The sequence below is a fragment of the Shewanella sp. AS16 genome (assembly GCF_021412365.1).
Lineage (GTDB): Bacteria > Pseudomonadota > Gammaproteobacteria > Enterobacterales > Shewanellaceae > Shewanella > Shewanella salipaludis.
Map to the genome: position 1 here is coordinate 1 of NZ_JAKCLK010000097.1, position 349 is coordinate 349.

1 riboswitch is annotated in these 349 nt (G+C 52.7%).

The features are described 5' to 3' along the window. Nucleotides 1-81: 81 nt before the first annotated feature. A riboswitch (TPP riboswitch) is annotated at nucleotides 82-181 on the bottom strand. Between the last annotated feature and the right edge of the window lie 168 nt (nucleotides 182-349).

Consider the following 349-nt stretch of genomic DNA (forward strand, 5'->3'; position numbering starts at 1 on the left):
GAAAACAGGCGCTGTGCACAGCAACAGCAGGGGAAGACATTTTTTTAACACTTTGCACCTCACAAAAGAGTGGCAAAGGACTTGAGAAGGAGCCTCAAATCCCTTCGCCGGCGTTATCCGGATCAGGTTCGACGGGTATTTTCTCAGCGCACGCGGCTGCGTGGCACCCCGTTGAGAACGGCGTTAGTGTAGTGATTTTGTTATCAACCAGCAATCATGGATCCGGTGGTGCAAACCACGCTGATTTAAAATCGAACCAGCCGAGGGTGTTCATGCGCAGGCCGCGCATACTACGTTGCCCCTGAATGATCAGCCAGTGGTGGATAAGTGGCACCATTGCTTTGCTGGC